Annotated in this window: 20 protein-coding genes and 1 pseudogene; 10 read left to right on the plus strand and 11 right to left on the minus strand. The window is 72.1% G+C overall.

Features of this window, described 5'->3' with window-relative positions:
* The first annotated feature begins 45 nt into the window (after positions 1-45).
* The 3 genes from OIE49_RS15520 (at position 46) to OIE49_RS15530 (ending at position 4,211) form a co-directional block, all read left to right on the plus strand.
* Complete coding sequence (locus OIE49_RS15520; RefSeq protein WP_326802834.1) at positions 46-594, plus strand: DUF4142 domain-containing protein; 549 nt, start codon at positions 46-48, stop codon at positions 592-594.
* Between the two features lie 152 nt (positions 595-746).
* Positions 747-2,375, plus strand: coding sequence for a penicillin-binding transpeptidase domain-containing protein (locus tag OIE49_RS15525; RefSeq protein ID WP_326802835.1), 1,629 nt, complete (start codon positions 747-749; stop codon positions 2,373-2,375).
* A gap of 165 nt (positions 2,376-2,540) precedes the next feature.
* Positions 2,541-4,211, plus strand: a complete 1,671-nt coding sequence (locus tag OIE49_RS15530; RefSeq protein ID WP_326802836.1) for a penicillin-binding transpeptidase domain-containing protein — start codon at positions 2,541-2,543, stop codon at positions 4,209-4,211.
* A gap of 34 nt (positions 4,212-4,245) precedes the next feature.
* Here OIE49_RS15530 and OIE49_RS15535 read toward each other — a convergent pair whose 3' ends face one another.
* A complete protein-coding gene (locus tag OIE49_RS15535; protein WP_326802837.1) occupies positions 4,246-4,599 on the minus strand; it encodes an SsgA family sporulation/cell division regulator in 354 nt (117 codons plus the stop codon).
* Between the two features lie 165 nt (positions 4,600-4,764).
* Between OIE49_RS15535 and OIE49_RS15540 the strand changes: the two genes are divergently transcribed.
* The 4 genes from OIE49_RS15540 to OIE49_RS15555 all read left to right on the plus strand — a co-directional run bounded on the left by OIE49_RS15540 (position 4,765) and on the right by OIE49_RS15555 (position 8,676).
* The gene (locus tag OIE49_RS15540; protein ID WP_326802838.1) at positions 4,765-5,820 is read left to right on the plus strand and encodes an energy-coupling factor ABC transporter permease; all 1,056 of its coding nucleotides are present in this window, start codon (positions 4,765-4,767) and stop codon (positions 5,818-5,820) included.
* A 1-nt stretch (position 5,821) separates the two neighbouring features.
* On the plus strand, positions 5,822-6,613 hold the full coding sequence (gene cbiQ / locus OIE49_RS15545) for a cobalt ECF transporter T component CbiQ (RefSeq protein WP_326802839.1): 792 nt from the start codon (positions 5,822-5,824) through the stop codon (positions 6,611-6,613).
* Entirely contained in the window at positions 6,601-7,359 is a 759-nt protein-coding gene (locus OIE49_RS15550) for an energy-coupling factor ABC transporter ATP-binding protein (RefSeq protein ID WP_326802840.1), read from the plus strand. The genes cbiQ and OIE49_RS15550 overlap by 13 nt, the downstream gene beginning before the upstream one ends.
* Positions 7,360-7,506: 147 nt before the next feature.
* Complete coding sequence (locus OIE49_RS15555) at positions 7,507-8,676, plus strand: serine hydrolase domain-containing protein (protein ID WP_326802841.1); 1,170 nt, start codon at positions 7,507-7,509, stop codon at positions 8,674-8,676.
* Between the two features lie 18 nt (positions 8,677-8,694).
* Here the strand turns inward: OIE49_RS15555 and OIE49_RS15560 are convergent, their stop codons facing one another.
* The 5 genes and pseudogenes from OIE49_RS15560 to OIE49_RS15580 all read right to left on the minus strand — a co-directional run bounded on the left by OIE49_RS15560 (position 8,695) and on the right by OIE49_RS15580 (position 13,477).
* A complete protein-coding gene (locus OIE49_RS15560; protein ID WP_326802842.1) occupies positions 8,695-8,970 on the minus strand; it encodes a DUF1876 domain-containing protein in 276 nt (91 codons plus the stop codon).
* 74 nt (positions 8,971-9,044) lie between these two features.
* Positions 9,045-9,887 (minus strand): annotated as a pseudogene (locus OIE49_RS15565) (EamA family transporter); the annotation flags it as partial.
* Entirely contained in the window at positions 9,884-10,384 is a 501-nt protein-coding gene (locus OIE49_RS15570) for a YbaK/EbsC family protein (RefSeq protein WP_326802843.1), read from the minus strand. The pseudogene OIE49_RS15565 and the gene OIE49_RS15570, both read right to left, overlap by 4 nt.
* A 143-nt stretch (positions 10,385-10,527) precedes the next feature.
* Positions 10,528-12,744, minus strand: coding sequence for an MMPL family transporter (locus OIE49_RS15575; protein ID WP_326802844.1), 2,217 nt, complete (start codon positions 12,742-12,744; stop codon positions 10,528-10,530).
* 136 nt (positions 12,745-12,880) lie between these two features.
* Positions 12,881-13,477: a TetR/AcrR family transcriptional regulator gene (locus OIE49_RS15580; RefSeq protein WP_100571090.1), complete on the minus strand. Its 597-nt coding sequence runs from the start codon at positions 13,475-13,477 to the stop codon at positions 12,881-12,883.
* 155 nt (positions 13,478-13,632) lie between these two features.
* Between OIE49_RS15580 and OIE49_RS15585 the strand changes: the two genes are divergently transcribed.
* Positions 13,633-17,109, plus strand: coding sequence for a S41 family peptidase (locus OIE49_RS15585; RefSeq protein ID WP_326802845.1), 3,477 nt, complete (start codon positions 13,633-13,635; stop codon positions 17,107-17,109).
* Between the two features lie 123 nt (positions 17,110-17,232).
* On the opposite strand, the gene OIE49_RS15590 is transcribed toward OIE49_RS15585, so the two are convergent.
* Genes OIE49_RS15590 through OIE49_RS15605 form a run of 4 tightly spaced genes read right to left on the minus strand, consistent with a single transcriptional unit; the run spans position 17,233 to position 21,024 of the window.
* Positions 17,233-17,511 (minus strand): hypothetical protein, encoded by a 279-nt coding sequence (locus OIE49_RS15590; protein ID WP_234375760.1) that lies wholly within the window; start codon positions 17,509-17,511, stop codon positions 17,233-17,235.
* A 5-nt stretch (positions 17,512-17,516) separates the two neighbouring features.
* Positions 17,517-18,410 (minus strand): SDR family oxidoreductase, encoded by an 894-nt coding sequence (locus OIE49_RS15595; RefSeq protein WP_326802846.1) that lies wholly within the window; start codon positions 18,408-18,410, stop codon positions 17,517-17,519.
* The gene (locus OIE49_RS15600; protein ID WP_326802847.1) at positions 18,407-19,462 is read right to left on the minus strand and encodes an alpha/beta fold hydrolase; all 1,056 of its coding nucleotides are present in this window, start codon (positions 19,460-19,462) and stop codon (positions 18,407-18,409) included. Before OIE49_RS15600 ends, OIE49_RS15595 begins: the two co-directional genes overlap by 4 nt.
* Positions 19,459-21,024: a flavin-containing monooxygenase gene (locus OIE49_RS15605; RefSeq protein WP_326802848.1), complete on the minus strand. Its 1,566-nt coding sequence runs from the start codon at positions 21,022-21,024 to the stop codon at positions 19,459-19,461. Before OIE49_RS15605 ends, OIE49_RS15600 begins: the two co-directional genes overlap by 4 nt.
* A 206-nt stretch (positions 21,025-21,230) precedes the next feature.
* Here OIE49_RS15605 and OIE49_RS15610 point away from each other — a divergent pair, with 206 nt between their 5' ends.
* The gene (locus tag OIE49_RS15610; protein WP_326806240.1) at positions 21,231-21,851 is read left to right on the plus strand and encodes a MerR family transcriptional regulator; all 621 of its coding nucleotides are present in this window, start codon (positions 21,231-21,233) and stop codon (positions 21,849-21,851) included.
* A gap of 6 nt (positions 21,852-21,857) precedes the next feature.
* Here the strand turns inward: OIE49_RS15610 and OIE49_RS15615 are convergent, their stop codons facing one another.
* Positions 21,858-22,661, minus strand: coding sequence for an exodeoxyribonuclease III (locus tag OIE49_RS15615; protein WP_326802849.1), 804 nt, complete (start codon positions 22,659-22,661; stop codon positions 21,858-21,860).
* 82 nt (positions 22,662-22,743) lie between these two features.
* On the opposite strand from OIE49_RS15615, the gene OIE49_RS15620 reads away from it, so the two are divergent.
* Entirely contained in the window at positions 22,744-23,226 is a 483-nt protein-coding gene (locus OIE49_RS15620) for a GNAT family N-acetyltransferase (protein ID WP_100571097.1), read from the plus strand.
* Positions 23,227-23,265 lie beyond the last annotated feature (39 nt).

Raw genomic sequence — 23,265 nt, forward strand, 5'->3', positions numbered from 1 at the left:
ACGGAGTTTCCCCGAGGCTTGCACGTGCGACCTGTGGAGGACTTCATGCACACGACTCGATCCCGTGCCCGTTTCGCCGCCGTCTGCGCCACCACCCTGTGCGTCACGGGTGCCCTGTCGCTCCCCGCCCTCGCTTCGTCGTCGCCCTCGCCGTCGGCGGTCTCCAGGCTGGACAAGCAGTTCCTGACCGCGGCCCATCAGGGAAACCTCTGGGAGATCACGACCAGTGAGCAGGCTCAGAGCGCCGCAACCACCGCCTGCGTCAAGCGAGTCGGCGTGGACTTCATCCGCGACCACCGCACCCTCGACGCCGCTGTCGTGAAGACCGCGACCCGACTCGGCGTGGTACTGCCGTCCACGCAGACGGACGCGCAGCTGAGGCAGACCGCCGCCCTCAAGCGCCTCGCCGGGACAGCCGCGTACGACACCGCGTGGCTCAAGGCCCAGTACCCCGCCCACGTGCAGACCCTCGCGCTCATCGACAAGGAGATCGCCACGGGCGCCAACCCCGTCATCAAGTCCCTGGCCAAGAGCGCCCGCCCGGTGGTCGCACGCCACACCGGGATGGTCGACCACGGCGTGTGCCACGCGTAGACGCCCGCCTGCTCACGGATGTGAGCAGGAGTCAGCCGGCTGATCACCGTCAGCCGGCTGATCACTGTTCGGACACCATTCGAAAACGGACCCGCAGGCTCCCCGGCGGCCGCCTACAGTGCGGTGGTCCGCAACGGGGAGGGAGCGCTTCCATGCGCAAGGGGGTCAAGGCCGCTGTCATCGGCGGGGTGTTCGCCGCGATGGTCGGCGGGGCGGGGTACGGGACGTACAACTTCGTGTCCGCGCTGAACGGGGGCACGGTCACCGAAAGCGGCCCGGCGCCGGCCAGGACCGGGCCGCCGAGCCGTGACGAGGTGAAGGAGACCTCGGCGAAGTTCTTCGCGGCCTGGGAGAAGGACCGGCCCGCCGAGGCCGCCTCGTACACCAACTTCCCCGAGGCGGCCGAGCAGTTGCTCATGGCCTACGGACACGACGCGCACATCACCCGCGTGAAGATCACCCCCGGCACCGCCGCCGGGGCCACCGTGCCCTTCTCGGTCAAGGCCACCGTGTCGTACGACGGGAAGTCCAAGCCGCTGGCCTACGCCGGCCGGCTGACCGTCGTACGCGGCGTGTCCACCCACCAGCCGCTGGTCGACTGGCAGCCCTCCGTCGTCCACCCCGACCTGGTCAAGGGCGACACCCTCGTCACCGCGGAGTCGGCGTCACCGCCGATCGAGGCCGTCGACCGCAACGGCGTCGTGCTGACCAAGGACGAGTACCCCTCGCTCGGGCCGATCCTGGACGAGCTGGGGGCCAAGTACGGCGACAAGGCGGGCGGCGAGCCGGCGGTCGAGCTGAGCATCCTGCACGAGGACTCCGGCGCCGCCGCCGAGACCCCGCTGGTCACCCTCGCCAAGGGCCGGCCGGGCAAGCTGCGCACCACCCTCAGCGCGAGTGCGCAGGCGGCGGCCGAGCAGGCCGTGCAGCGGTACGCCGAGTCGTCCGTGGTCGCCGTGAAGCCGTCCACCGGCGAGGTGCTCGCGGTCGCCAACCACCGGAGCGACGGCTTCAACGCGGCCTTCCTCGGCAAACTCGCGCCCGGCTCCACCATGAAGATCATCAGCGCGGCCACCCTCATCGACAACGGGCTCACGAAGGCCGCCGGGCCCGCGCCCTGCCCGAACGAGGCGGTGTGGCAGAGCCAGACCTTCCACAACCTCCAGAACATGCAGCCCAACGAGCAGGCCACCCTCGCGGACAGCTTCGCCCGGTCCTGCAACACGGCGTTCGTGAAGTACGCGGGCAAGGTCCAGGTCGACTCCCTGACCAGGGAGGCCGAGGAGCGCTTCGGGCTCGGCCGGAACAACTGGAAGGTCGGCATACCCTCCTTCGACGGCTCCGTCCCCGCCTCCGGCGGCCCGGACACCGCCGCCAACCTGATCGGCCAGGGCCAGGTCCAGATGAGCCCGCTGAACATGGCGTCGGTGACGGCGACCGCGATGACCGGCGCCTTCCGCCAGCCCGTCATCGTGTCCTCCACGCTCGACGGCCGCCCGCTGGCCCAGGCCCGGGGCCTGCCGGCGGGCACGGTCACCCAGCTGCGGCAGATGATGTACCGCACCGCCACGAGCGGCACCGCCGCCCAGGCGATGTCCGGACTCGGCGGCAGCATCGGCGCGAAGACCGGCTCCGCCGAGGTGGACGGCCAGGACAGGTCCAACAGCTGGTTCACCGGTTACCGCAACGACATGGCCGCGGCCGCCGTGACCCAGGAGGGCGGCCACGGAGGCGACGCGGCGGGCCCGATCGTGGCGTCCGTCCTCCGCACGGCCGGCTGACCGCCTCACACCCTGCCCGCCCGGCCGGACCGCGCCACCCGCCCGGTCCGGACCACGCCCCCTGGGTGCACCCGTGGGAAGAAGCCCTAGGGTGGGGCCGTCATTGAGGATCGTGGGGCAGTGGGGCAGCGGGGGCCCCGGGGGATTGGCGGAGGACGGAAGGCAGTGGGGAACAGAAGGCGCGTCGCCGAGCGACGAAAGACGACTCCGGCCATGGTCGGCGGGGTGATCGCCGTCGTCGTCGGCGGGGCCGGCATCGGCGCCTACGCGCTGTACGGCGGCGGTGCGGCCGCCGACGACCGGCCGCAGACCACGGCCGCGCGCGGGCCGGAGAAGAAGACCGGCCCGCTGTCGGCGGCCGAGGTGCGGACCACGGCCGAGGGATTCCTGGCGGCCTGGCAGCAGGGCAAGCCCGCCGAGGCGGCCGCCGCGACCAGCGACGCCACGGCGGCCACCGGCCTGCTCACCACATACGCCAAGGACGCGTATCTGAAGGACGTCACCCTGACCGCGGGCACCGCCGCGGGCGACAAGGTGCCGTTCTCCGTGAAGGCCACGGTGTCCTACAAGGGACTGACCAAGCCGCTGTCGTACGACAGCACGCTGACCGTCGTGCGGGGCGCCACGGACGGCGAACCGGTCGTGGACTGGCACGCCGCCGTCGTCCACCCCGACCTGAAGGACGGCGACACCCTCGTCACCGGCGAGTCCGGCACACCGCCGGTCAAGGCCCTGGACCGGAACGGCGCGGAGATGACCACCGCCACGTACCCGTCGCTGGGCCCGGTCCTGGACGGACTGCGCGAGAAGTACGGCGCGACGGCCGGCGGCAGCGCGGGCGTGGAACTGCGCGTGATCCGCGGCAAGGAGTCGAAGAAGGCGGACCTGTCCGACAAGACGCTCGTCGAGCTGAGCAAGGGCACCCCGGGGACGGTGAAGACGACGCTGAGCCCGTCCCTCCAGGCGGCGGCCGAGAAGGAGGTGTCGAGGACCGACCGGGCCTCGGTGGTCGTGATGCGCCCGTCGACCGGCGAGATCCTCGCGGTGGCGAACTCCAACCGCGGCTTCAACACCGCCTTCCTCGGTTCCCTCGCCCCCGGTTCCACGATGAAGATCATCACCTCGTCGCTGCTCTTCGAGAAGGACCTGGCCTCGGCGAACAAGCCGCACCCCTGCCCGAAGACGTTCTCCTACGGCGGCTGGAAGTTCCACAACGACAAGGACTTCGAGATCAAGGGCGGCACCTTCAAGGCCAGCTTCGCCCGCTCCTGCAACACGGCCTTCATCAGTCAGGCGAAGAAGCTGAAGGACTCCGACCTGACCCAGCAGGCCCAGCAGGTCTTCGGCCTGGCGATGGACAACTGGGCGATCGGTGTGCCGTCCTTCGACGGCGCGGTCCCTGTGCAGACGGCAGCCCCGATGGGCGCCTCGCTCATCGGGCAGGGCGGGGTCCGGATGAACCCGCTGAACATGGCGTCGGTGGCCTCGACGGTCAAGGCGGGCGTCTTCCACCAGCCGTACCTGGTCTCCCCGGACACCGACCACCGCAAGCTGGCCACGGCCTCCCGGACGATGTCCGCCTCCACCCTGTCCCAGCTGCGCGAGGTGATGCAGTACACCGCCGCGTACGGGACGGCCGCCGAGGCCATGGCCGGACTCGGCCCGGACTACGGCGCGAAGACGGGTTCCGCCGAGGTGGACAACCAGGAGAAGGCCAACGGCTGGTTCACCGCCTACCGGGGCGACCTCGCGGCCGCGGGCGTCGTGCAGGCGGGCGGCCACGGCGGCGACACGGCCGGTCCGATAGTGGCGTCCCTGCTGAAGGCCGGGAGCTGACGGCGGCCGGACACACCTTCAGGCACCGGCGGCGTCACCCGTGGGCGACCGCCGTCGGTGCCGCCCGGTAGGTCCGCCTCAGGAACCTGAGAACCGCCTTCGTATCGAGCTGCACCACCGAGACACCGCGCGTGGAGTGGAACTCGATCACGGCCTGTACCCGCCCGCAGGGCCACACCCGCACGTCACCGCTGCCGGCCGGGGCACGCAGCCCCTGTTCCAGCAGCGACCGCGGGAAGGTCCACTCGTGCGGGCCGGGCAGGTCGACCATGACGGCGCGCGGATCCTGAAGGGAGTCGTAGCGAAGGACGACCGGGACGGCCCCGACATCATCGGGCACGTCTTCGGTGAGGATGTGGGCTCGTGCGTGCTGTTCGACCACCGACATCGGACGACCCCTAACGCTGTGTGACCTGTGCGAGGGCTGGACATCCGCTTTCCCTCCAATGTCGCACATATCCAGGATTCCGCTTCCTGAACATTCCCGGGCCGGCCACATCGACGACATCCTCGCTCTTGCAAGAGCTTCGCAACAAGCCCTTATCATCGAACGGTGCATGTGCCTGACGGATTCATCAACGCCCCCACCTCCGCCGTCGCCGGAGTCGTCGCCGCCGGCGCCGTCGCCGTGAGCCTGCGCGGTGCGCGCCGCGAACTCGACGAACGGACCGCGCCGCTGGCCGGTCTCGTCGCGGCGTTCATCTTCGCCGTGCAGATGCTGAACTTCCCCGTCGCGGCCGGCACCAGCGGCCACCTCCTCGGCGGGGCACTGGCCGCGATACTCGTGGGCCCTTACACCGGGGTCCTGTGCGTCAGTGTCGTCCTGCTCATGCAGGGCATCCTCTTCGCCGACGGCGGCCTGACCGCGCTCGGCGTCAACATCACCGACATGGCGATCGTCACGACGGTGGTGGCCTACGCCGTCTTCCGCGGACTGGTCAAGGTGCTCCCGCGGCGCCGCAGCTCGGTCACCGCGGCCTCCTTCACCGCAGCGCTCGTCTCCGTCCCCGCCGCCGCCGTCGCCTTCACGCTGATCTATGCGGTCGGCGGCACCACGGACGTGGCGATCGGCAAGGTCGCCACCGCCATGATCGGCGTGCACGTCCTCATCGGCATCGGCGAGGCCGCGATCACGGCGCTGACCGTCGGCGCCGTCATCGCCGTACGCCCGGACCTGGTGTACGGCGGGCGCGGCCTGGAGCAGCGCCTGAAGCTGCGGGTGAACGGCGAACTCGTCGAGGCCCCCGCGGCCGAGCCGGAGCCCGTGCCCGCCGCCGCCCGGTCCCACCGCAAGGTGTGGATCACCGGTCTGGTCACCTCCCTCGTCCTCGCCGGATTCGTCAGCTTCTACGCCTCGGCCGACCCCGACGGTCTGGAGAAGATCGCCCACGACCAGGGCATCGACAAGAAGGAGGAGGCGCACGCCTCCGCCGGCTCCCCGCTCGCCGACTACGGGGTGAAGGACATCGCCGACGCCCGGCTGTCCGGCGGGCTCGCGGGCGTGATCGGTGTCGGGGCGACCGTCGTCGCGGGCAGCACCGTCTTCTGGGTGGTCCGCAGGCGGCGTACGGCCGCTGAGCCGTCCGCTCCTTCCTCCCAGGCCGCCTGACATGGGGGCGGATGGGGGTACCGCCCACGCGTTCAGCAGTGGGGGAGCGCACCGGTTGTACCGGCACGGGCATTCTCCCGTGCACGCGCTGCCGCCGCACACCAAGCTGGCCGCCGTCTTCGCCTTCGTCGTGGTCGTGGTGTCGACCCCGAGGGAGGCGATGTGGGCGTTCGCCGCGTACGCCGTGCTGCTCGCCGTCGTCGCCTCCGTGGCCCGCGTGCCCGCCGGCTTCTTGCTCAAGCGGCTGCTGATCGAGGTCCCGTTCGTCGCGTTCGCGGTGCTCATGCCGTTCGTGGCCCAGGGCGAGCGAGTGGACGTGCTCGGGATGTCCCTGAGCGTGAACGGGCTGTGGGGCGCCTGGAACGTGCTCGCCAAGGGCACCCTCGGCGTCGCCGCGTCCGTCCTGCTGGCGAGCACGACCGAACTGCGCGAGCTGCTGCTCGGCCTGCAACGCCTGAAGCTGCCGCCGCTGCTGGTGCAGATCGCGTCCTTCATGATCCGCTACGGCGACGTCATCACCGACGAGATGCGGCGGATGCGGATCGCCCGCGAGTCCCGCGGCTTCGAGGCGCGGGGGATCCGGCACTGGGGCGTCCTCTCCAAGTCCGCGGGCGCCCTGTTCATCCGCTCCTACGAGCGCGGGGAGCGCGTGCACCTGGCCATGGTGAGCCGGGGCTACGCCGGTTCGATGCCGGTCATCGACGAGGTGACCGCGTCCCGGGCGCAGTGGTCGTACGCCCTGGCCCTCCCCTGTGCCGCGTTCGCCGTCTGTCTGCTGGGATGGGTCCTGTGACAGCTTCTCTGGAGGTCTCCGGCCTCGCCTTCGCCTACCCCGACGGCCACCAGGCCCTGTTCGGCGTCGATTTCAGCATCGGGCGCGGCGAACGGGTCGCCCTGCTCGGCCCCAACGGCGCCGGGAAGACCACCCTGGTGCTGCATCTGAACGGCATCCTGGGCGGGGGCACCGGGACGGTGACGGTCGCCGGGCTGCCGGTCGGCAGGAAGCACATGGCCGAGATCCGGCAGAAGGTCGGCATCGTCTTCCAGGACCCGGACGACCAGTTGTTCATGCCGACCGTGCGGGAGGACGTGGCCTTCGGGCCCGCCGCGGCCGGACTCAAGGGGCCGGAACTCCAGACGCGGGTCGCCACGGCCCTGGAGCAGGTCGGCATGGCGGAGTTCGCCGACCGCCCGCCGCACCATCTCTCCTTCGGACAGCGCCGCCGGGTCGCGGTGGCGACCGTCCTCGCCATGGAGCCGGAGATCCTGGTCCTGGACGAGCCCTCGTCCAACCTGGACCCCGCCTCGCGCCGTGAACTGGCCGACATCCTGCGCTCGTTGGACGTGACGGTGCTCATGGTCACCCACGACCTGCCGTACGCGCTGGAGTTGTGCCCGCGCGCGCTCGTCCTGAGCGACGGCGTGATCGCGGCCGACGGACCCACCGGCGAACTGCTCGCCGACGACGCGCTGATGCGCGCCCACCGCCTGGAGCTGCCCTTCGGTTTCGACCCGCGCTCCGTGACGATGGGCGCGTGACGGGTCGGGACGCCCCTGCCCGAGGTCTGCGGATGCCCGGCAACGCCGACATAACGATCGTGCCAAGCCGACCCGCCGCAGGAATCGCAGGCCGGGGCCACCGGTTGCACCCACTGTCGCAGGCGAAGAGCGGAAGGAGTGGCGGACGTGGACGTGCACGGCACAGTGGCCGAGGGCTTCGAGCCGGTCGGGGAGGCGTTCGCGGCGAACTTCGCGCTGCGGGGCGAGCGGGGCGCCGCGGTGGCCGTGTACCGGGACGGGCACCGGGTCGTGGACCTGTGGGCGGGGACGCGGGACGTCGACGGTACGGCGGACTCGGCGCCCTGGGAGCGGGGCACCGCGCAGATCGTGCGCTCGGCGACCAAGGGTGTCGCCGCGGCCGTACTCCTGCTGCTCCACCAGCGCGGGGACCTGGACCTGGACGCGCCGGTGGGAACGTACTGGCCCGAGTTCAAGGCGGCCGGCAAGGAGCGGACCCTGGTCCGCGACCTGCTGGCCCACCGTGCGGGCGTCCCCGTTCTCGACCGGCCGCTCACTCCTGAGCAGGCCGCCGATCCGGTGCTGGGCGCCGACGCGGTCGCCGCGCAGGCGCCGGTCTGGGAGCCGGGCACGGACCACGGCTACCACGCGCAGACGTACGGCTGGCTGACGGGCGAGCTGGTGCGGCGGGTCACGGGCCGGACGATCGGCGAGTGGATCGCGCGCGAGGTGGCCGGCCCGGTGGGGGCCGACCTGTGGGTGGGGCTGCCGGCGGGCGAGAGCGGGCGTGTGGGCCGCGTGGGCCAGGTGGAGCCCCCGCGTACCGCCACAGGGCTTCGCACCCGCCCCAAGCGGTCCGTGGCCGAGGCCTACACCGACCCGGAGTCGCTGACCCGGCGGGCCTTCGCGGCGATCACCCCGCTGCCCGACGAGAACGACCCCGCCTACCGCGCGGCGGTCCTGCCCGCGTCCAACGGCATCGCCACGGCCGACGGTCTGGCCCGCTTCTACGCGGCGCTGATCGGCGAAGTGGACGGCGGCACCCGCCTGTTCACCGCGCGGACCATGGAGCTGGCCCGCACGGAGCACTCCGCCGGGCCCGACCGCGTGCTGGTGGCCCCCACCCGCTTCGGCCTCGGCCACATGCTGCACAGCCCCGCGTCCCCCCTGCTCGGCCCCGGCTCCTTCGGCCACCCCGGCCGCGGCGGCGCCCTGGCCTTCGCCGACCCGGACTCGGCTGTCGCCTTCGCCTACGTCACCAACGGCTTCCACCCCAATGTGACGGCGGACCCGAGGGCCCAGGCCCTGGTCCACGCGGTGCGGGCGTCCCTGGCATAGACACCTCCCTGCGGGAGTTCAGACGTGGATGGGCTGCGACACGCGGCCCGAGGCCTGGTCGATCTCGCCGTGCGCCTTGGTCAGGAGCTGCATGGCGAGTTCGTTGAGGGCCCTCGCGCCGGCGATCTCCTCGCCCACCCGCGGCTGGTCGGAGTCGGTGCGGTGGCGGCTGGCCCTGCCGTGGCCCCGGACCTCGCTGCCGTCGGGCAGGCGGACCAGCGCCGCCGCCCGGGTGTGCTGGCCGTCCTCCTGGAACTCCAGCTCGATGTGCCATCCCACAACGGTTTTCATCATGACGGTCACCTCCGGAACACCTGATTCCAGAGTGCCCCTCGCCCGCCGCCCGCGCACCCAAGGAGCCGTCGCTGCCCGGTGTGCAGCATCAGCCCGATACCGACGACCAGCAACCCGGCGGCCGCGATCCGCGGCGCCCCGAAACGCTCCTTGAAGAACACGGCCCCGATCACGGCGCCCACGATGATCGACGACTCCCGCAGCGCGGCGATCGGGGCGAGTTCCGCCTTCGTCTGCGCCCACAGCACCAGCGCGTACGCCGCCACGGACAGTGCCGCGCCGAGCAGCCCCACCGCGGCGTACGGCCGCAGCACGCCGACCGTGCGGCCGCGCCATTGCCACACCGCGTACGCCGGGACCACCACGCCCTGGATCGCCATCAGCCAGGCGATGTAGCCGAGGGACGAGCCGGAGGCCCGTACCCCGAGCCCGTCGACGACCGTGTACGCCGCGATGGCCAGTCCGGTCGCAAGGGCGGCGCCGATCGCCGCCCAGTCGGGCCGGCGTCCGCGCAGGCCCCACAGGGCGACACCGGTCAGTCCGGCGCAGGACACGGCGATGCCCGCGGCGGCCCAGCCGTCGGGCACCTCGTGCGCGAAGAGGGCGGCGAGCACGGTGACGACGAGCGGGGCGGTGCCGCGCGCGATCGGGTAGGCCTGCCCGAAGTCGCCGAGCCGGAAGGACGTCATCAGCAGGGCGTAGTACACGACGTGGATGGCGGCCGAGAGGAGCAGGTACGGCCAGGCGGCGCGGGCCGGGAGCGCGGTGAACGGCGCCATGGCCAGCCCGATCAGCAGGCCGCCGCCCGCGATGAGCGTGAACCCGGTCAGCTTGTCGGTGATGCGGTGGGCGATCGCGTTCCAGCCGGCGTGGGTGACCGCGGCGAGCAGGACGGCCGCGGTGACCGCCGGCGTCACGAGGGGTGCTCGCGCACGTCCACCAGGATGGCGCCGGCCTGGGCGACCAGCGCACCGGGTGCCATCGGGAAGACGGTGTACGGGGTTCCGGCGGCCGCCCAGATCACGTCGTGGCCGAGCAGCGACCGGTCGGCGAGCACGCGCGTGCGGGTCCGGTGCCCGAAGGGCGGTACGCCTCCGATGGCGTACCCGGTCGTCTCCCGTACGACGTCCGCCTTGGCCCGCGTGACCTTCTCGGCGCCGAGCTCCTCCCGGACCCGCTCGACGTCCACCCGGGAGGCGCCGTCCATGAGCACCAGCACCGGCTCCCCGTCCACAGCGAAGATCAGCGACTTGCAGATCTGGCTCAGCTCGCAGCCGACGGCCGCCGCGGCCTCGGCGGCGGTCCTGGTCGCCTCGGGGAACCTGCGGACCTCGGCGAGCAGTTCGTCGAGCCCCAGCTCACGCAGGGCGTCGGCGAAACGGGGGTGGGCTCCCGACCCGGATGTCGTCGTCATGAACGGCAGGCTAGCCGCCGGTTCCGGACATCACGAAGGAATTCCCACGTGGTGGACGGGGCGCCGGGGACGGACGAGACCGGTGAGGGTGCGCCGTCCCCACGGCACCCTCACCGGCCGTTCTGTCCCGGCGGGCTACGAGGTCACGCCCCGACCAGTTCCCGCCGTTCGTCCGGGTCGGCGTGGAGCGGCTGCCCGGTGTGCAGGGCCGTGCCCTCCACGTCGACGTCGGGCAGGGCGCGCTCCAGCCAGCCCGGCAGCCACCAGGCCCGCCGGCCCAGCAGGGCCAGTACCGCCGGCACGATCGCCATGCGCACGATGAACGCGTCGAAGAACACCGCGATCGCCAGGCCGAAGCCGATCATCTTGACCATCGACTCGCTGGAGCCGATGAAGCCGGAGAAGACGGCGATCATGATGACCGCGGCGGCCGTCACCACCCGCGCCCCGTGCCGGAACCCGGTCACCACGGCCTGGCCCGGCGTCTCCCCGTGGACGTACGCCTCGCGCATCCGGGTGACGAGGAAGACCTCGTAGTCCATCGCGAGGCCGAAGACGACGCCCACCATGAAGATCGGCATCATCGACATGACCGGGCCGGTCTCCTCCACGTGCATCAGGCCCGACAGCCAGCCCCACTGGAAGACCGCGACCACCGCGCCGAGCGCCGCCAGCACCGACAGCAGGAAGCCGAGCGCCGCCTTGAGCGGGACCAGGACCGAGCGGAAGACCACGATCAGCAGCAGGAAGGCCAGGCCGACCACCAGCGCCAGATACGGCAGCAGCGCGTCGTTGAGCTTCTGCGAGACGTCGATGTTCATCGCCGTGGAGCCGGTGACGAGCACCTTCGCGTCGGTCTTCGCCTCGATGTCGCCACCCGCGCCGCGGATGGCGTGCACCAGGTCCTCGGTGGCGGTGGAGGACGGCTTGGAGTCGGGGACGACGGTCACCATCGCGGTGTCGCCGGCCTCGTTGGGCTGGGCCTCCGTCACCGTCACGACGTTCTTGAGGCCCTTGATCTCGTCGGTGACCTTGGTGAAGGACGCCTTGGGGTCGGCGCTGCCGCCGGCGTCGACCACGACCAGCAGGGGGCCGTTGAAGCCGGGGCCGAAGCCCTCCGAGAGCAGGTCGTAGGCGCGGCGCTGGGTGGTGGAGACGGGCTGGGAGCCGTCGTCCGGCAGGCCCAGTTCGAGGGAGGCGGCCGGGATCGCGGCGGCGCCCAGGCCGAGCACGCCGAGCAGCAGCACGGCGACCGGGCGGCGGACCACGAAGCTCGCCCAGCGGGTGCCCATGTTGGGCCGGTCCGGCTGCGGCGTGGGGCGCCGGCGGCGGAGCAGTCCGCTCGTCGCGCCGATCGGCTTGACCCTGCGGCCCGCGTAGCCCAGCAGCGCCGGGATCATCGTCAGCGCGATGAGGACGGCGATGACGACCGTGCCGGCCGCCGCCAGGCCCATCTTCGTCAGCATCGGGATGTTGACCACGGACAGGCCCACGAGGGCGATGACGACGGTCAGACCGGCGAAGACCACCGCGGAGCCCGCCGTGCCGACGGCCCGTCCGGCGGCCTCCTCGCGCTCGCGGCCCTCGGCGAGTTCGGCGCGGTAGCGGGAGACGATGAACAGGGCGTAGTCGATGCCGACCGCGAGGCCGATCATCGTGGCCAGGATGGACGTGGTGGAGCCCAGGTCCAGGGCGTTGGCGAGGGCGGTGATCGTCGAGACGCCGATGCCGACGCCGATGAGCGCGGTCAGCAGGGGCAGTCCGGCCGCGACGAGCGAGCCGAAGGTGATGACGAGGACGACGGCCGCGATCGCGATGCCGATGACCTCGCTCGCGCCGGTCTCCGGCGCGGTCTGGAGGGCGTCGCCGCCGATCTCCACGGTCAGCCCGGCGTCCCGCGCGTGCTGCGCGGCCTCGTTCAGGGCGGTGCGGGAGGAGTCCTCCAGTTCCATGCCGGAGACCTTGTACCGCACCGACGCGTAGGCGATCGTGCCGTCCTGGCTGACGGCGTGCGCGGTGTAGGGGTCGGCCACGGAGACGACCTCCGAGCCGCTGGACAGCTCCTTGACCGTCTTCTTCACGGTCGCCTTGTTCCCGGCGCCCGTCATCTTCTCGCCGCTCGGTGCCTTGAACACCACGCGGGCGGTGGCTCCGTCGGCGCTCGCGCCGGGGAACCGCTGTTCCAGCAGGTCGAAGGCCTTCTGCGCCTCGGTGCCCGGAATGGAGAAGGAGGTGTTCCCGGCGGCCGGCGCGGAGGCCGCGCCGACACCGGCGAGGGTGAGCAGCACCAGCCAGGCAAGGGCGACGAAGTGCCGTCGCCGGAAGGCGAGGCGGCCCAGTCTGTAGAGGAACGTGGCCACGTTGACGTACTCCCGGTCAGGTCGTGGGGGTGAAAGTGGGCAGGGGTGATCAGCCCGACGACGTTGGGGGCACCGCCCATGCCCTTAAGGCAATGGGGGAGGTGACGTCAGAGGGTGGGCTTGCTGGGGAGAGGTGTCAGGAAGTGGGAACGCCGAGGGCGGGGAGGACCACGGCGTCGAGGTACGAATGGAGGAATTCCTGGGTCGGCGGCAGGCCCTCGATGAGCGCCCGAACGACGAACCCGCCGGCCAGCATGTGCACCACGAAGTCCAGCGCCGGGCAGTCCGCCCGGATCTCGCCCCGGTCGACGGCGCGTTGCAGCAGGCTGCGGAACGCGGCCATCTCCGGTTCGATGAGCTGGTCCCGGAAGGCCTGTCTGAGGTCCGGGTTGGTGTGCATGGCCATGGCCAGGGCCCGGATCAGCGCGGAGTTCTGCTCCATGGCGCAGTCGTCCTCGCGGACGAGGGCGTGCAGGTCGGTGCGGAGCGCTCCGGTGTCGATCGCGTCGAGCCGCTCCGGCTTGCCGTGCCGCATGGCCCGCACGACGAGCTCGGCCTTCCCGCCCCACTGGCGGTAGAGGGTGGCCTTGCTGGACCGCGTGCGGGCGGCGACGGCGTCCATGGTGAGGGAGTCGTAGCCGACCTCGCGGAGCAGGTCGAGCACGGCGGCGTACAGCTCCGCCTCACGCTCGGGCGTGATACGGCTCCGGCGCCCGGTCGCGACCTCGGCCATGTCCTCCGCCTTCCCGCTGGGAACGACACCGTTTCGTACATGAAGAATGTAGCGCACCGGCCGAACGAAACGAAACCGTTTCGTACGTGTCCTGGGTCACGACTGTCGGTTCCGCATAAGTTGCTGTGGCCCATACCCGGGCAAAGCATGGGAAGGTGAGTTATCTGCGCCTGCCGCACCTCAGCGGCGATCTGCTGTGCTTCGTGGCCGAGGACGACCTCTGGCTGGCGCCGCTCGACGGAGCGGGCCGTGCCTGGCGCCTCACGGTGGACCGCACCAAGGTCGGCCCACCCCGCTTCTCGCCCGACGGGCGGCACATCGCGTACACGAGCTGGCGCAGTCTGGTGCCCGAGATCCACCTGGTCGCCGTGGACGGCGGACCGGCCCGCCAGCTCACCTACTGGGGCAGCACCGACACCCGGGTGTGCGGGTGGGCGCCGCCCGACGAGCACGGCCGCACCGACATCCTCGCCGTCGCCTCCCACGGCGAGCCGTTCTCCTACTTCACCTGGGCCTACAAGGTCGGCACCGACGGCTCCCCCGGCCGCAAGCTGCCCTGGGGACCGGTCTCCGACCTCCAGGTCGCCGACGTGGACGGCGGCCACAAGACCCTGCTGCTCACCGGCACGCCCCCGCACGAAGCGGCCTCCTGGAAGCGGTACCGGGGCGGCGCGACGGGCCGGCTGTGGCTGCACGGGCAACGGCTGCTCGCCGGCATCGGCGGACATCTGGCCTCCCCGATGTTCGTCGGCGGCCGGATCGCGTTCCTCTCCGACCACGAGGGCGTGGGCAACCTCTACTCCTGCGCGCCCGACGGCTCCGGCCTGCGCCGGCACACCGACCACGACGCCTTCTACGCCCGGCACGCCTCCAGCGACGGCACGCGGGTGGTGTACCAGTGCGCGGGCGACCTGTGGATGGTGGACGACCTGTCCGCGGACTCGGTCCCACACCGGCTGGAGGTGCGGACGAGCGGGCCACGGGCGGGCCGCCGCCGCTACCAGGTGCCGGCCGCCCAGCACGTCGACGGCATCTCCGTCGACGAGACGGGCCGGGCCAGCGCGGTCGTCGTACGCGGCTCCCTGCACTGGCTGACACACCGCGACGGCCCCGCCCGCACCCTGATCGACACGCCCGGTGTGCGCATCCGGCTGCCGGAGATGCTGGGCGGGACCGGCCAGGTCGCCTACGTCACCGACGCGGACGGCGAGGACGCCGTCGAGGTCACCCACCTCCCCCGCGCCACCGGCCCCCGCCCTCCCCGGCGCCTCGCCTCCGGCCGGCTCGGCCGGGTCCTGGAAATGGCCTCCGACCCCGCCGGCGACCGCCTGGCCCTCGCCTCCCACGACGGCCGCCTGCTCCTGCTCGACGTGAGCGACCTGAACGAGGAGGAGACGGCGCAGGAGGTGGCCGCGGTCACGGGGCGTGGCGAGGAGACGGCGGAAGCGGCCGCGCCGGCCGGCACGGACACGACCGAGGACCGCACGGAGGCGAGCGAGAACGCGACGACCGACACGCGGGACGACCCGGCTGCCGCCGATACGACTGACGGTCCCCTCGGGACCGGTACGTCCGACGCCGCCGGAACCGGTGAAGCCCAGGACGACGACGGTTCCGGTGGGCGGCTCACCGAGTTGGTGCGGTCCGGGAACGGGCCCGTGCGGGATCTGGCGTTCTCGCCGGACGGGGCGTGGCTGACCTGGTCGCATCCCGGGGTCGGGCGGTCCCTGCGGCAGATCAGGATGGCGCGGATCCGGGACCGGCTGATCGTCGACGTCACCAACGGCCGCTTCGAGGACGAGAACCCGGTGTTCACCCGGGACGGCCGGTATCTGGCCTTCCTGTCCTGGCGCGGCTTCGATCCGGTGTACGACGTGCACACCGGGGACCTGTCCTTCCCGCTCGGCTGCAAGCCCTACCTCGTTCCGCTGTCCTCCGCGACTCCGTCCCCCTTCGCGCTGAACCCGGAGGGACGGCCGGCGGCCGGCGGTCTGGACCCCGTCGAGGACGAGGAGACCGGCGAGTCCGGCGCGGTGACCGTGGAGGTCGAGGGCCTGGCGAACCGGGTCACCCCGTTCCCCGTCATCGCCTCCAAGTACTCCGCTCTGCACCCGGTCGCCGGCGGCGGCCTCGTCTGGCTGCGCTGGCCGATCTCCGGCGCCCTGGGCGAGACCTTCGTCAACCCGGACGACACCACCGGCCGGCCGACCCTGGAGCACTTCAACATCAGCAGGGCCAAGAAGTACGAACTCGTCGGCCATCTCGACTTCTTCGCCGTCAGCGGCGACGCCACCCGCCTGGTCGTCGTCGACGAGGGCGACCTGCGCGCGGTGCCGTCCACGGAGGTCGGCGACAGCGACACGACGACCTGGATCGATCTGCGCCGGATCCTGCACGTGGTCGACCCGGCGGCCGAGTGGCGCCAGTCGTACGAGGAGGCGGGCCGGCTGATCCGCGCCTACTTCTGGGAGCCGGACATGTGCGGCATCGACTGGGACGCGGTGCTCGCGCAGTACCGCCCGCTGGTCGAACGCGTCGCGTCCCCGGACGAGTTCGCCGACCTGCTGCGCGAGGTCCTGGGCGAACTGGGCACCTCCCACGCCTATGTCTCCCCCGCCCGCCGCAACGAGGGCCCGGCGCACTACCAGCGCCTCCAGGGCCTGCTCGGTGCCAACCTGACGTACCGCGACGGCCGTTGGGTGGTCCGGCGGATCCTGCCCGGCGACTCCTCCGACTCCAAGGCCCGCTCGCCGCTGGCCGGCGCGGGCATCCGCGAGGGCGCGGTCCTCACCCACGTCGACGGGCGCCCGGTGGATCCGGTCACGGGCCCCTACCCGCTGCTCGCGGGGACGGGCGGCACGACGGTGGAGCTGACCTTCTCCCCTGCGGAGGGCCAGGGACCGCCGCGCCGGGTCGCCGTCGTGCCGCTGACCGACGAGCGCCCGTTGCGCTATCAGGACTGGGTGGCCAAACGCCGTGCCGTGGTGCGGGAGTTGAGCGGCGGCCGATGCGGCTACCTGCACATCCCCGACATGGGCGGCTCCGGCTGGGCGCAGTTCAACCGGGACCTGCGCATGGAGGTGTCCCGGCCCGCGCTGATCGTCGACGTCCGCGGCAACGCGGGCGGCCACATCAGCGAGCTGGTCATCGAGAAGCTGACCCGCACCATCCTCGGCTGGGACCTCACACGCAACGCCCAGCCCGTGTCGTACACCTCCGACGCGCCCCGCGGGCCCGTCGTGGCCCTCGCCGACGAGGCGACCTCGTCCGACGGCGACATGATCACGGCCGCCTTCAAGCTGCTCAAGCTGGGTCCCGTCGTCGGTCAGCGCACCTGGGGCGGGGTGGTCGGCATGACCGGCCGGCACCGCCTCGGCGACGGCACGGTGATCACGGTGCCGATGAACGCGGCCTGGTTCGACGCCTACGGCTGGTCCGTCGAGAACCACGGCGTCACCCCCGACGTGGAGAGCCTGCGCACTCCCCTGGACTGGGCCGAGGGCCGCCACGTCGAGATGGACGACGCGATCGAACTGGCCCTGGAACTCCTGGAGGCCAACCCGGCGGCGGTCCCGCCCGACTACCGTGACGTTCCCGACCGTTCACGGCCGAAGCTGCCTCCGCGCCGCTGAACGCCGGGACTTGAACGGCCGGCCCGCAGGAACGTGGGGTGCCCCGGCATCCGGGACACCCCACGCCGTCACGCCGTCACGGCCGAAGCCGGGTTCGGCGACGACGCCGACTGCCGGCCGTGGCTAGCGGTCGTAGTCCTGGTTGAGACGGTCTTCCATCTCGTCAGGCGTGCCCTGGGCGTCGTGACGCCCGCGCTCGCGCGGCTGGGACGGGCGCTGCCCGGCCTTCTCGCGGCCCTCGCCGGGGCGCTGCCGGCCTCCCTGCTGCCGCTGCTGCTCGCCCGTGTCCTGGTTCTTGTCCTTCATACCCATGCTGTTCACTCCCGTGTTGTCGAGGCCGATCCCCAAGTGGGCCAGGGGATCGGCCTCGACCAGATTCACACGGGCGGTGACCCTGCGCATGTCGATCAGTGACGTTGCGTAGCCGGTGCGGACCGGTGCCGTTCGTCGGCCGCCCCACCCGCCCCGACCAGCCCGGTCCGCACCCCCGACAGCCGGTCGGCGAAGCGCCTTACCTCCCGCTGCCCCACGGTGCCCACCACACCCGGCAGCCACCCGCGCACGCCCTGCGTCCCGCGCAGCCACCACTGCCCGTACACATGGGCGGCACGCCGCTCGATCCCGGCCACGATCCGGTCCACCGCGGGACCGAGCGGATAGGTCCGGCCGGCCGGCCACGGCAGCCGCTGCCTCAACTCCCGCATGACGTCGTCCTGATCGGCCCCGCGCACCATGTCGGTGTCGGTCCACGACAGGTAGGCGACGCCCACCCGCACGCCCCGGTGGGCGACTTCGGCGCGCAGGCTGTGCGCGTACGCCTCCACGCCGGACTTGGAGGCGCAGTACGCCGTCATCATCGGCGCCGGGGTGATGGCGGCGAGCGAGGCGATCTGGAGCAGATAGCCGCGGCTCGAGGTGAGCGCCGGCAGGAACGCCCGCCCGGTGACGGCCGATCCGATGAGGTTGACCTCGATCACCCGCCGCCAGGACTCGGGATCGGAGTCGGCGAACGGACCGCCGCTCGCCACACCCGCGTTGGCGACCACGATGTCGACCCTGCCGAACCGCTCCTCGACCTCCGCCGCGACCCGGACCATCGCCTCGTGGTCGGTGACGTCGGCATGCCAGTGGGCGCTCTCACCGTGCAGCCGCTTGCCGACCTGTTCGAGCAGGTCCGGTTCCAGGCCGACCAGCGCGATCTTCGCGCCCCGCGCGGACAGTTTGCGGGCAAGCAGCTCACCGACGCCCCGCGCGGCCCCCGTGACGACCGCGACCTGCCCCTCCAGGCTCACCCTGCTCATGCACCCTCCCTGATCCGTGCGACGCCGTGCTGCTCGTGTGCGCTTCCGTGCGCGGTGGCTCGACCGGGCTCCTGGCCCGTGACCTGCCCGGTTACGAACCCGGCCACAAGTTCCCGGATCTTCCCGGTGACCGTCCCCGGGTCCTCCACCGGCGTCATGTGGCCGAGCCCCGGAAGCTCGGTCAGGCCCACGCAGTTGGGCAGCGCGGCGGCCAGCGCCCGCGCGTGCTCCGGCGGTGTCAGCCGGTCGGCCGTGCCCGTGACGACCGCCACCGGCACCCTCAACCGCCGTACGTGACCTTCGAGATCGAGCCCGTCCAGCACCTGCGACCAGGCGTGGCGCACCCGGCGCGGGCAGGCGTGCACGATCCGCGCGCACGCCTCGACCATGCGTGGCGCCGAACCGGAGCCCATCGTGGCGTACTTGAGGATCCGCCGGGCGAGCGGAGTGACCGGTCCGAGCGGCGCCCGGGAGCCGAGGACGCGCCGGGTGAGCCAGGTGCGCGGCCGGCCGGCCGGGATCGGTACGACGGTCGACCGGGCCACCAGCCGCGAACTTCCCGTGCTGCACAGCAGAACGGCCGCCGCGTGTTCCTCGAAGCCGGGCCGGCCGGCCGCGGCCATCACCGTCATCCCGCCCATCGAGTGGCCCGCGACCACCGCCTTCTCGCCGGGCGCGAGCGTCGCCGCGAGCACGGCTTCCAGGTCGTCGGCGAGCGCGTCGGTGCCGTATCCCCGACTCGCCGGGCTGCGTCCGTGCCCGCGCTGGTCGTAGGCGATGACGCGGTGGTCGGCGGCCAGGTCCCGGATCTGCGCGGCCCAGAAAGCGGTCGAGCAGGTCCAGCCGTGGGCGAGGACGACGGCCGGGGCGGCGGGGTCGTCCGCCGACCCGTGCACCTCGACGTGCAGCCGGGTGCCGTCGGCGGAGACGGCGGTGAGTTCGCGGGCGGGGACGGGAGGGTCGTATGGATCCGGGACGGGCTCGGAGGCAGGCTCCTGGGCAGCGTGGTCCTCCGGGCGGCCTTCGGCCGTCCGGCGGGCGGGACGGCTCACGCGTCCACCTCCACGGGCCGCAGCGCCGGGGCCCGCCCCGCCGTGCCCCGGGACCCGGGCGGCCGGAGGATCCGGTACTCCGCGAGGTCCACCCGCCGTGTGGCCTGCCGGAACTCGGTGGTCGTGCCCGGCCAGACGGTGGTGTTGCGGCCGCCCGCGTCGAGGTACCAGCTGGTGCAGCCGCCGGTGTTCCACACCGTGCGCTTCATACGCGCCTGCACCTTGCGGTTCCAGGCGTTCACGGCGCTGGGCCGGGCGTCGAGGGCGGCCCGGCCGCCGAGGACGCGCAGTTGACGCAGGTAGTCGGCCAGGTAGTTCAGCTGGGACTCGATCATCAGGACCATCGAGGAGTTCCCGAGGCCGGTGTTGGGGCCGACGATCGTCACCCAGTTCGGGAATCCGGCCGCGGACGCCCCGCGCAGCGCCGCCATGCCGTCCTTCCAGCTCTCCGCGAGCGTCCGACCGTCCACGCCGACGACCCGCTCGGCGATCGGCATGTCGGTGACGTGGAAGCCGGTGCCGAAGACGATCGTGTCCACCTCGGCCTCGGTGCCGTCGGCGGCGACGACGGTCGACCCGCGGACCTCGCTCAGTCCACTGGCGACGACGTCCACGTTGTCCTGCGCGAGGGCCGGATAGTACGTGCTGGACAGCAGTATCCGCTTGCAGCCGATGCGGTAGTCGGGGGTGAGCCTGGCCCGCAGGTCCGGGTCCTTGACGGCACGGGCCATGTTGGCCTTGGCCAGCCGCTCCACGAAACCGAGCTGACCCGGATGCCTGGTGAACGCCTGGACCTGCAACTCCCGTATGCCCCACAGCAGTCCGCGGCGCAGTTGCGCGGTCAGCGGCAGCGCGCGGTGCATCCGGCGCTCGGCGCCGCTGATCTCGCGGTCGACGCGGGGCATCACCCACGGCGGGGTGCGCTGGAAGAGGGTGAGCCGGGCGGCCCCGGGCTGGATGGACGGCACGATCTGGATCGCGGAGGCTCCGGTGCCGACCACGGCGACCCGCTTGCCCGCGAGGTCGTGACCGTGGTCCCAGCGGGCGGAGTGGAAGACCTTGCCGGGGAAGGAGTCGAGCCCGGGTATGTCCGGGATCCTCGGTTCGGACAGCGGCCCGGTCGCGCTGACCACGACATCGGCCGACAGGTTCCCTCCGGTGGTCTCGATGTCCCAGCGCAGCCTCTCGCCGTCCCAGGTCATCCTCGTGACCTCTGAGTTGAGCCGCAGGTGCGGGCGGAGGCCGAAGACATCCGTGACGTGCTCCAGATAGGCGCGGATGTGCTCCTGCCCGGAAAAGGTGCGCGGCCAGTCGGGGTTGGGCGCGAACGAGAACGAGTACAGGTGCGAGGGCACGTCGCAGGCGCACCCCGGATAGCTGTTGTCGCGCCAGGTACCGCCGACGCTGCCGGCCCGCTCCAGCACGACGAAGTCGGTGATCCCCTCCCGGCGCAGCCGCACCGCGGCGCCCAGTCCGCCGAAGCCGGACCCGATCACCGCGACCCGCACGTGCCGGTCCGTCCGCCCGTGCCGGTGCTCGTGCTCGTCCTCGTGCTCGGCCATTGAGCGCCCCTCCCATGACTCGCGTAACAGCGGCCCGCGTGCGGCCTTCAGCGACTCTGCCAGTGAACACTGGCGCAATGGGGAGCGTAGAGGAGGTCCGTACCGACCGGTAGGGGTGCGACCGAGGAAAAGTTACCGCCGGTACAACATAGGCTGCTGCCGTGGCAGGAGACGGTGGAGCAGGCGGCGGCCGACGCGAGTACCGCATGGAGGAGCTGGCCCGGCTGGCCGGCGTCACCGTGCGCACCCTGCGCTTCTACCGCGAGCGCAAACTGATCCCGCCACCGCGCCGCGAGGGCCGTATCGCCTGGTACGACGACCACCACCTGGCCCGGCTGCGCACGATCTCGGCCCTGCTGGAACGCGGCCACACGCTGAACGGCATCGCCGAACTGGCCGAGGCCTTCGACCACGGCCGCGACGTCGGCGACCTGCTGGGCCTCGGCGCCCCCACCGAGGAGACCCCGGTCCGCCTGACCCCCGAGGAACTCGCCGACCACTTCGCGGGCGAGGTCACCGCCGAGAACCTGGCCGCCGCCATGGAACTCGGCTACCTGGGCACCGACGGCGACGAACTCGTCCACATCAGCCGCCGCCTGCTGGACGTCTCCGCCGCCCTGGTCCGCGAGGGCATCCCCCTCGCCGAGGTCCTCGAAACAGGCCGCCGCGTCCGCGAACACGCCGACGCCCTGGCCGAACTCTTCACCGCCCTGATCCTGCGTCACGGCCCCGAGGACGACCTGGGCCGACTGCGCCCACTGGCCAAGAGCGTGGTGGAGGCGGAAGTATCCATGGCCCTGGACCGACGGCTGCGCAAGCAGGCGTAGCGGAGACTAGAGGTCGTACACCACCGTCACCGGGGCGTGGTCCGACCAGCGCTCGGCGTGGGTGGCCGCCCGCTCGACGTACCCCTTGACGGCCTTGGCGGCAAGACCGGGCGTGGCCACGTGGAGGTCAATGCGCCATCCAGCGTCGTTGTCGAATGCCCGCCCCCGGTAGGACCACCAGGTGTACGGTCCCTCGCCGTCCGGGTGCAGTGCGCGCACGACGTCGACGTACCCGCCGGCCCCGGGCGCGAAGACCGTGCTCAGCCACTCCCGCTCCTCAGGCAGGAAGCCCGAGTTCTTGGTGTTGCCGCGCCAGTTCTTGAGGTCGGCCTGCTGGTGGGCGATGTTCCAGTCGCCGCAGACGAGGACCTCGCGGCCGTCGGCGGCGGCCCGTTCGCGCAACTCCTTGAGATGGGCGAGGAACTCGTCCATGAAGCGGACCTTCTCGTCCTGCCGCTCGGTGCCGACCTCGCCGGACGGCAGATACAGGCTGACGACCGTGACACCAGGCAGGTCGGCCTCGACGTAGCGTCCGCTGCCGTCGAACTCGGCCGATCCGAACCCGACCCGGACCCGGTCGGGTTCGCGGCGGGTGTAGAGGGAGACACCGGCCCGTCCCTTGGCCGCGGCCGGCGCGTGCACGACGTACCAGCCGTCCGGCGTACGGACCGGCTCCGGCAACTGGTGCGGCTCGGCCCGCACCTCCTGGAGGCACAGCACGTCGGCCCCGGTCCCCGCGAGCCACTCCACGAAGCCCTTCTTGGCGGCGGCGCGCAGGCCATTCACATTGACGGAGGTCACAGTCAGCACCCGGGCACCTTACCGGCACACTGGACGAGGTCTTCCCGGAGACCTCCGCCTCCCTCCTCCGCCTGGACATACGGTTTCCCACATGAACATCCGCCCCGTGCCCTTCGACCACCCCGACGCCGCCAAGCTGAACGACGAGGTACAGGCCGAGTACCACGTCCGCTACGGCGACGGCGGCGACGCCACCCCCCTCGACGCGGCCGACTTCCGGCCGCCGAACGGCGTGTACCTGATCGCCTACGACGAGGACGGCACCCCCGTCGCCACGGGCGGCTGGCGCAGCCAGGACAAGAACGCCGAGGGCAACGAGGACGGCGACGCCGAACTCAAGCGGATGTACGTGACCGAGCCGATGCGCGGCCGCGGCCTGGCCCGCCGCCTCCTCGCCGCCCTGGAGGCCGACGCCCGCGACGCCGGCCGCCTCCGCATGGTCCTGGAAACCGGCGACCGGCAGCCGGAGGCCGTCGCCCTGTACAGCTCCAGCGGCTACGAACCGTGCACGAAGTTCGGCTACTACCGTGAGTACGAATCAAGCATCTGCCTGGCAAAGCCGCTCCGGCCCTGACCCGGGCCCGGAGGGGGATTCGCGAAACACGTCAAAGCC

This window comes from Streptomyces sp. NBC_01788 (genome assembly GCF_035917575.1).
In the GTDB taxonomy this organism is placed as follows: Bacteria; Actinomycetota; Actinomycetes; order Streptomycetales; family Streptomycetaceae; genus Streptomyces.

Excerpts from the sequence above, each read along its gene's own strand:
- OIE49_RS15595 (WP_326802846.1), bottom strand. The coding sequence starts at position 18,410 with ATGAGCAGGGTGAGCCTGGAGGGGCAGGTCGCGGTCGTCACGGGGGCC.
- OIE49_RS15550 (WP_326802840.1), top strand. The coding sequence starts at position 6,601 with ATGGGTCCTGTGACAGCTTCTCTGGAGGTCTCCGGCCTCGCCTTCGCC.
- OIE49_RS15590 (WP_234375760.1), bottom strand. The coding sequence starts at position 17,511 with ATGCGCAGGGTCACCGCCCGTGTGAATCTGGTCGAGGCCGATCCCCTG.
- OIE49_RS15520 (WP_326802834.1), top strand. The coding sequence starts at position 46 with ATGCACACGACTCGATCCCGTGCCCGTTTCGCCGCCGTCTGCGCCACC.
- OIE49_RS15525 (WP_326802835.1), top strand. The coding sequence starts at position 747 with ATGCGCAAGGGGGTCAAGGCCGCTGTCATCGGCGGGGTGTTCGCCGCG.
- OIE49_RS15570 (WP_326802843.1), bottom strand. The coding sequence starts at position 10,384 with ATGACGACGACATCCGGGTCGGGAGCCCACCCCCGTTTCGCCGACGCC.
- OIE49_RS15605 (WP_326802848.1), bottom strand. The coding sequence starts at position 21,024 with ATGGCCGAGCACGAGGACGAGCACGAGCACCGGCACGGGCGGACGGAC.
- OIE49_RS15620 (WP_100571097.1), top strand. The coding sequence starts at position 22,744 with ATGAACATCCGCCCCGTGCCCTTCGACCACCCCGACGCCGCCAAGCTG.
- OIE49_RS15610 (WP_326806240.1), top strand. The coding sequence starts at position 21,231 with ATGGAGGAGCTGGCCCGGCTGGCCGGCGTCACCGTGCGCACCCTGCGC.
- OIE49_RS15580 (WP_100571090.1), bottom strand. The coding sequence starts at position 13,477 with ATGGCCGAGGTCGCGACCGGGCGCCGGAGCCGTATCACGCCCGAGCGT.
- OIE49_RS15560 (WP_326802842.1), bottom strand. The coding sequence starts at position 8,970 with ATGATGAAAACCGTTGTGGGATGGCACATCGAGCTGGAGTTCCAGGAG.
- cbiQ (WP_326802839.1), top strand. The coding sequence starts at position 5,822 with ATGGGGGCGGATGGGGGTACCGCCCACGCGTTCAGCAGTGGGGGAGCG.
- OIE49_RS15535 (WP_326802837.1), bottom strand. The coding sequence starts at position 4,599 with ATGTCGGTGGTCGAACAGCACGCACGAGCCCACATCCTCACCGAAGAC.